This is a genomic window from Magnetovibrio sp. PR-2 (genome assembly GCF_036689815.1).
Classification (GTDB): Bacteria; Pseudomonadota; Alphaproteobacteria; order Rhodospirillales; family Magnetovibrionaceae; genus Magnetovibrio.
On sequence record NZ_JBAHUR010000015.1, the window covers coordinates 87,960 to 94,826 of the forward strand.

7 protein-coding genes are annotated in these 6,867 nt (G+C 54.7%); 6 read left to right on the forward strand and 1 reads right to left on the reverse strand.

Annotated elements, in window-relative coordinates:
* The first annotated feature begins 147 nt into the window (after positions 1-147).
* From pgeF to ychF, 6 genes are all read left to right on the forward strand, one after another.
* On the forward strand, positions 148-915 hold the full coding sequence (pgeF, locus tag V5T82_RS15595) for a peptidoglycan editing factor PgeF (RefSeq protein WP_332896591.1): 768 nt from the start codon (positions 148-150) through the stop codon (positions 913-915).
* Complete coding sequence (locus tag V5T82_RS15600) at positions 912-1,868, forward strand: hypothetical protein (RefSeq protein ID WP_332896592.1); 957 nt, start codon at positions 912-914, stop codon at positions 1,866-1,868. Before pgeF ends, V5T82_RS15600 begins: the two co-directional genes overlap by 4 nt.
* Before the next feature lie 257 nt (positions 1,869-2,125).
* A complete protein-coding gene (locus V5T82_RS15605; RefSeq protein WP_332896599.1) occupies positions 2,126-3,064 on the forward strand; it encodes a ribose-phosphate pyrophosphokinase in 939 nt (312 codons plus the stop codon).
* Positions 3,065-3,186: 122 nt separating this feature from the next.
* Positions 3,187-3,834, forward strand: coding sequence for a 50S ribosomal protein L25/general stress protein Ctc (locus V5T82_RS15610; RefSeq protein WP_332896593.1), 648 nt, complete (start codon positions 3,187-3,189; stop codon positions 3,832-3,834).
* Between the two features lie 3 nt (positions 3,835-3,837).
* Positions 3,838-4,455 (forward strand): aminoacyl-tRNA hydrolase, encoded by a 618-nt coding sequence (gene pth, locus V5T82_RS15615; protein WP_332896594.1) that lies wholly within the window; start codon positions 3,838-3,840, stop codon positions 4,453-4,455.
* Complete coding sequence (gene ychF, locus V5T82_RS15620; RefSeq protein WP_332896595.1) at positions 4,455-5,555, forward strand: redox-regulated ATPase YchF; 1,101 nt, start codon at positions 4,455-4,457, stop codon at positions 5,553-5,555. The genes pth and ychF overlap by 1 nt, the downstream gene beginning before the upstream one ends.
* 139 nt (positions 5,556-5,694) lie before the next feature.
* Here the strand turns inward: ychF and V5T82_RS15625 are convergent.
* The coding region (locus V5T82_RS15625; RefSeq protein ID WP_332896596.1) for an ATP-dependent nuclease at positions 5,695-6,867 on the reverse strand (1,173 nt) is incomplete at its 5' end.

Sequence of the window (6,867 nt, forward strand, 5' to 3'; positions counted from 1 at the left end):
TCGCCCCTAACTCTATGTCTCGCTTCAAATTCGTAGCACCCTAAAAAATAAGAATAAAGTGAATTAATCCCAGGTGTTTTTTAGGCATCTTAAAAAACTTAGATGTGAAGGCTTGGCTTTCGCAGCAACTCCCCGTTAAATACGGCCATGATCGAATCCACTGTCCTTTCGTCCCAGCGCATCCGCCACGCCTTTTGCACCCGCGAAGGTGGGGTCAGTGACGGCATTTACGCCGGTCTCAACTGTGGTCCGGGCTCCAGCGATGTTCCTGAAAACGTTCAGGAAAACCGCAGCCGCGCTCTGGGTAAGTTGGATTTAGGGGCGCACGCAAAGTTGGTGACCTGCTATCAATTCCATTCCCCCAAAGCCGTGTGTGTGACGGAGCCTTGGGACCCCGCAGACCCACCTAAAGCCGACGCCATGGTCACGGACCGCCCGGGCATTGCGCTGGGCATTCTCACCGCCGACTGTGCGCCCGTGCTGTTCATGGATGAAACTGCGGGCGTCGTTGGTGCGGCGCATGCGGGCTGGAAAGGTGCGCAGGGCGGTGTGCTGGCGGCGACCTTGGCGGAGATGGTGGCCCTCGGCGCAGACATCGCCAACATTCACGCCGCCGTGGGGCCGTGCATTCATCAAGCGTCGTATGAGGTGGGCGAGGACTTGCGCCTGGCCGTGAATGAAGCAAGCCCTTGGGCCGATTGGTGTTTTGAGCGCGGTGCCAAACCGGATCATTATCAGTTCGACCTGCCCAGCTATGTGAGCGGCGAGCTGCAACGTCTCGACGTCAGCAAGGTCGAGGTGGTGGCCTACGACACGTATCGCAATGAAGATTTGTTTTTCAGCTATCGCCGCACCACGCACCGGGGCGAGCCCGACTATGGCCGTCAAATATCGCTGATCGGATTGAAGCCATGATCCGTGTTTTGTCGATGGTTTTGTTGGGCGTTTTGGCCTTAAGCGCGTGTTCCAAATCGCGCCCGGCCAAGGTGGACAATCAGTGGGATAACTACTATGCCCGTCTCGACACGCCCCAGGCCCACGTCAAAGTGGTCCCGCCCGAAGGCACCACTGTGCCCATGGCCAAGCTCATTGCCGAATACGTGGTTGAGGAACTGCGCCACGAAGACATTCAGGCCGAAGTGAGCTCTGGCCGCCAAGGGCAGGGTCGTCACTTCATTCTCACCGGGCGGGCCGAGCGCAACACCGATCCGCGCGTCAAATACCACCGCATTTTGCGCTGGGTGTTGTCGGACGCCACCGGGCAGGTGATCTCCACCCACAGCCACGGTGTTTCGGGCAGTGTACAGGATTGGGACTTTGGTTCTGCCCAGCTGCTGGCCTCCATCGGCATCGGCACCGCCGGGCCGGTGTCGCAAATGGTGAAAAACGAAACCAAAGTGGCCGCACCCATCGACCCGTTACAGCGCGGTTTGTTGGTGGACCCGGTGGCCGGTCTCACCCAAGCCGACAGCGATTTGGTGTTGGACGCCATTGCCGGTGCGCTGCGCACGTCCGATGTGTTGGTCACGGGCGATCCACGCCAAGCGGCGTTCCGCCTGGCTGGCCGATTTGAGCTGTCGGAAAATCAACCGGGCATTGTTGATGTGCGCATCATTTGGCGCGTGCTCACCATGGACGGCCAAGAGGTGGGCTCTGCCGTCCAGGATAACCGCTTGACACAAAACGATCTTGTGGGCGGTTGGGGGCCTTATGCGCCGAAGATTGGCAAGGCCGCCGCCGTGGGGGTCGAGCACGTCTTTGGACTGCGTTCAGGCCCGGCTCCGGGTGCGCCCAACCGTGCCAAAGGCCAGCCCCCCGCCATCGTTTTGCCGGGCCAACCGGGCCGCGCCATACCGCCGCCGCAATGAACAAACGGTGGGTTTTGGCCCTGAATCTCCAACGCAAGTCGGTTTTCGTCAAAAAATTGCAAAAAACCTGTTGTTTTGGGGTGTTTTGAACGTTTACACGGACGGGCACTCTTGGTATGTTCCGCCGCGTTCCGCTGGACCTGTGTGAGGCCTGCGGAACTTCAAGTTTTATGGGCACTTGCTCCGGTTTTGGCCGGGGTGAAACTGGACCGGACACCGCGTCGGGACGCCAAAGCAGAACTGGGCTGGAATATTCGATGAAAATCGTCGCAGGCAACAGCAATCTTCCGCTGGCGGAAGCCATATCCGAGGAATTGAAGATTCCTCTGGCCAAAGCCACCATCCGCCGTTTTTCGGATATGGAGATCTTCGTCGAGATCCAAGAAAACGTGCGTGGTGAAGATGTCTTTGTCCTTCAGTCCACGTCTTACCCGGCGAACGACAACTTGATGGAACTGCTGGTCGTGATCGACGCGCTGCGTCGTGGTTCAGCCCGGCGCATCACGGCGGTATTGCCGTACTTCGGTTACGCCCGCCAAGACCGAAAGCCGTCGCCGCGCACGCCGATCTCGGCCAAGCTGGTGGCGAACATGATTACGGCAGCAGGCGCAGACCGGGTGTTGACCATGGATTTGCACGCTGGACAGATCCAGGGGTTCTTCGACATTCCGCTGGACAACCTGTTTGCCGCTCCGGTCTTTGCGCGTGACATCAAAACGCGCTTGGCCGATGAAAAAAGCAACGTCACGGTGGTTTCACCCGACGTCGGCGGTGTGGTCCGTGCCCGCGCCATTGCCAAACGCCTGGACGCGGACTTGGCCATCATCGACAAACGCCGCGAACGCGCAGGTGTGTCGGAAGTGATGAACATCATCGGTGATGTGGACGGCACGCACTGCATTTTGATTGACGATATCGTCGATAGCGGCGGCACGCTCTGCAACGCCGCCGAAGCCTTGAAAGAACAAGGCGCGTTGGAAGTTTACGCCTACATCACCCACGGGGTTTTGTCGGGCGCCGCGGTGACCCGCGTGACCAATTCGCCGTTGAAAAAATTGGTGGTGACCGACAGCATCCAAGCCACGGATGCGGTTAAGGGTGCCCACAACATCGAGCAGCTGCCCATTGCGGATTTGATTGGCGCAGCCATCGAACGCATCAGCAAAGAAACCTCGGTTTCGTCGCTGTTTGATTAATGAATAGCCTAAGCGGGGTCTAACGGCCACGCGGGGTTATGAGCGGCACGCTCTTGCAGTGTGCCATTATTGACATGAACACCCCTGGAGGTTCATGTCGCCTTTATAAAGGAGATAGCCAAATGGCTAACGCTTTTGTTCTCAACGCCGAAGTGCGTGAGCGGGCAGGTAAGGGGGCAGCCCGCGCGACCCGCCGTGAAGGTCGCGTGCCTGCCGTCATCTATGGTGACAAAAAAGACTCTGTTATGATCTCTTTGGATCCGGTCGAAATCAAGAAACTGGCTTCGACGGGCAGCTTCTTCTCTCACCTGGTGGAAATCAAAGTCGGCGACGACGCACACCGCGTGATTGCCCGTGACGTTCAACAACACCCTGTGACGGATCGTCCGATCCACGTTGACTTCATGCGCGTCACCAAGGGTTCGACCATCTCGGTCAACATCCCGATGCACTACATCAACGAAGAAGACTCCCCGGGCCTCAAGTACGGCGGCGTTCTCAACATTGTGCGTCACGAAGTCGAATTCAATGTCAGCCCGGAAGCTATTCCGGAATCCATTGACGTCGATCTCACCGGTCTGGAAGTGGGTACGTCTATTCACATCAGCTCCGTCGCTCTGCCGGACGGCGTCACGCCGACCATTACGGATCGCGACTTTACCATCGCCACCATCGCCGCTCCGACGGTTGCCAAAGCTGTCGAAGATGACGAAGCCGAAGGTGAAGAAGGTGAAGACGGCGAAGCAGCAGAAGAGGGCGGCGAAGAGTAATCTTTGCTGCAGCTCAGCATGTTTCTTGTTGTGGGGCTCGGAAATCCTGGCGAAAAGTATGCCCGGAACCGCCACAACATCGGGTTTATGGCGGCGGACGAAATTGTCCGCCGCCATTCCTTTTCCAGCTATCGCGCAAAATTTCAAGGCGAGCTGGCTGAAGGCAAAATCGGCACGGACAAAGTGTTGGTGTTGAAACCGCAAACGTTCATGAACGAAAGCGGGCGCTCGGTCAAAGAGCTCGTGACGTTTTACAAAATCGATCCCGAAGACATCGTCGTGTTGCACGATGAATTGGACTTGGCGCCGGGCAAGCTGCGCGTCAAACGCGGTGGTGGGCATGCGGGGCACAATGGGCTTCGATCGCTGCACGCACACATTGGCGACACGTATGGCCGCGTGCGTTTGGGCGTGGGGCATCCGGGCGACAAAAACCAAGTGTCGGGTTATGTGTTAAAAGATTTCGCCAAGGCCGATCAGGACTGGATCGTTCCAGAGCTGGACGCCGTGGCCGACAATATTGATTTGCTTTTCGACGGTCGTGATCCAGACTTCATGACCCGCGTGGCGCAGGCGGTTCGGCCTCCGCGCTCTTCGAACAATAAGAAGGATAAAGACTGATGGGTTTCAAGTGCGGCATCGTGGGCCTTCCGAACGTCGGTAAATCGACCCTGTTCAATGCGCTGACGGCGACGGCAGCGGCGGAAGCGGCGAACTTCCCGTTTTGCACCATCGAGCCCAACGTGGGCCGCGTCGGTGTGCCGGATCCGCGCTTGGACACCATCGCGAAAATTGGCGAGTCGGCCAAAATCGTCCCCACCCAGTTGGAATTTGTTGACATCGCAGGCTTGGTCCGTGGCGCGTCCAAAGGTGAGGGGCTGGGCAACCAGTTCTTGGCCAACATCCGCGAAACCGACGCCATCATTAAAGTGGTGCGTTGTTTTGAGGACGAAAACATCACCCACGTGGACGAAACCATCGACCCCATCCGCGACGCCGAAACCATCGAAACCGAGCTGATGATCGCCGACATGGAAAGCTTGGAAAAGCGCCAAACGGCCTTGGTGAAAAAAGCGCGCGGCAACGACAAAGACGCGAAGCTTACCTTGGAGCTGGTGGAACGCACGCTGAAGGTTTTGGAAGACGGTCAGCCGGCCCGCACGGTTGAACGTTCGGACGACGAAGAAAAAGCCTTCCAAATGTTACAGCTTCTGACCTCCAAGCCGATCTTGTTTGTCTGCAATGTCGAAGAAGACGCAGCCGCCGAAGGCAACGCATTGTCGGCGAAGGTGGCCGAGATGGCGGCTGAACAAGGGGCACGCTCCGTCGTGATCTCCGCCAAAATCGAAGAAGAAGTTTCGCAGCTGGAATCCGAAGAAGAAAAGGCGGAATTCCTGGAAGCCATCGGTTTGATCGAGACCGGCTTGGCCCGCGTCATCCGCGAAGGCTACAAGCTGCTGGGGCTGATTACGTTCTTCACCGTCGGCCCCAAAGAAGCCCGCGCGTGGACCGTGCGCGAAGGCTCCAAAGCCCCGCAAGCGGCAGGGGCCATCCACACGGATTTCGAAAAAGGCTTCATCAAAGCCGAAACGATTGCTTACGACGACTTCGTCGAACTGGGCGGCGAACACGCCTGCAAAGACGCCGGCAAAATGCGCCAAGAAGGCAAAGACTATGTCACCCAAGACGGCGATATTATGTTGTTTAGGTTTAATGTGTAGATGTCTACAGAGCAGCTTGGGAAGTCTATGGACTGGAGCTGCTCTTAGTAGGTTTCCGGATGTTCTATGAAGTGCACTGTAGGGATAATTAAAATCAATTTACTCTGACCCCATTGATTGTTCTTTGTTCTGCATTTCATCATTCAGGCGCTGGTGCAATACCTGAATAACAAGGCAAATCAGCCATCCCCAGTTCTTCTGCTTTCCCAACTGATTCTGAAATCAAGGCATCCATGTATCCTCCAGCATGCCTATTAAAATCTTCTATTGATAATGGGTCGTGATTGTTATCCGAGGCTAAAGCGTTAAACAGTTCCGATAATTTAGTGATATATGGCTGGTTTCCTGAAATAGTAGTATAGGCATTCATCGGTTTTTCTTTTGCAACAGGCTCAATATCTAGCCAGTGCTCAAAATCAGGAAAACTAACATGGTGATTAACGACAAGTCCTTCGGAACGAGCGGTTTCTATTTCTTCGCGGATTTTTTTATTTTCCGTCCAAGTTCCACTGTTCCCTCCATTTTTATTATATGGTGTATCTGCATCATGCATGATCCCATAAGGAACTTTGAAATGTCTCAATATTTGAGCTAATGGGGTCAGCAATGCCTTACCCCGAGCTTTCACCACAATTGCCCGCTTAGCTAGTTCCTTATTTTCTTCAATAATCGAAGATAGAAATGCTGCATGTTCAGTATCACCTTCGACTAAGATCGGGAACGAGCCAAAGAACATCTCAGACACGCTCACATCAAGTTGGAGTAGCGCTTTGAGCCCATTCAAAACCCCAGCCTCTTCAAATGATGAATTATCAGCAACGTAGGATAACGAGTTAACACGTCCATCCACGGCCGTATTTTCTAATCGAATGATCGTTGTGTGATCTTCTAGCGGATTTACAAAATATGGCGAATGGGTTGTAAGAAGAACTTGCCAATCCGCATCTTCAGCTAGCTTATAGAGTTGTTTCTGTGCTGCGCGGACTGCTTGAGGATGCAGGGCGTTTTCAGGTTCATCAATGAGTAGAATATTCCCTGGCAATGCGACATCATCTGGGTCAACTTCGATATCAGCCCCATCCCCCATAGCTTGTAGTTCTGCTTTCAAGGCTTCGATCTTTGCTTCATCTTGTTTAGCTTTTTTTTGCTCAGCTTTGAGTGTCTTTTCGAGTTTTTTCTTCGTGTCGTCTCTCAGCTTCTCCTGAAGTTCAAGTTGATTATGTACATGTACTAGCCCCCAGAAAATGGCTCTTCGAATACCAGTTCCTTGTTGATTTAAACCAGTGGAAGAACCTTCGTTCTGGAACGGTAA

Excerpts from the sequence above, each read along its gene's own strand:
- pgeF (WP_332896591.1), top strand. The coding sequence starts at position 148 with ATGATCGAATCCACTGTCCTTTCGTCCCAGCGCATCCGCCACGCCTTT.
- V5T82_RS15600 (WP_332896592.1), top strand. The coding sequence starts at position 912 with ATGATCCGTGTTTTGTCGATGGTTTTGTTGGGCGTTTTGGCCTTAAGC.
- V5T82_RS15605 (WP_332896599.1), top strand. The coding sequence starts at position 2,126 with ATGAAAATCGTCGCAGGCAACAGCAATCTTCCGCTGGCGGAAGCCATA.
- V5T82_RS15610 (WP_332896593.1), top strand. The coding sequence starts at position 3,187 with ATGGCTAACGCTTTTGTTCTCAACGCCGAAGTGCGTGAGCGGGCAGGT.
- ychF (WP_332896595.1), top strand. The coding sequence starts at position 4,455 with ATGGGTTTCAAGTGCGGCATCGTGGGCCTTCCGAACGTCGGTAAATCG.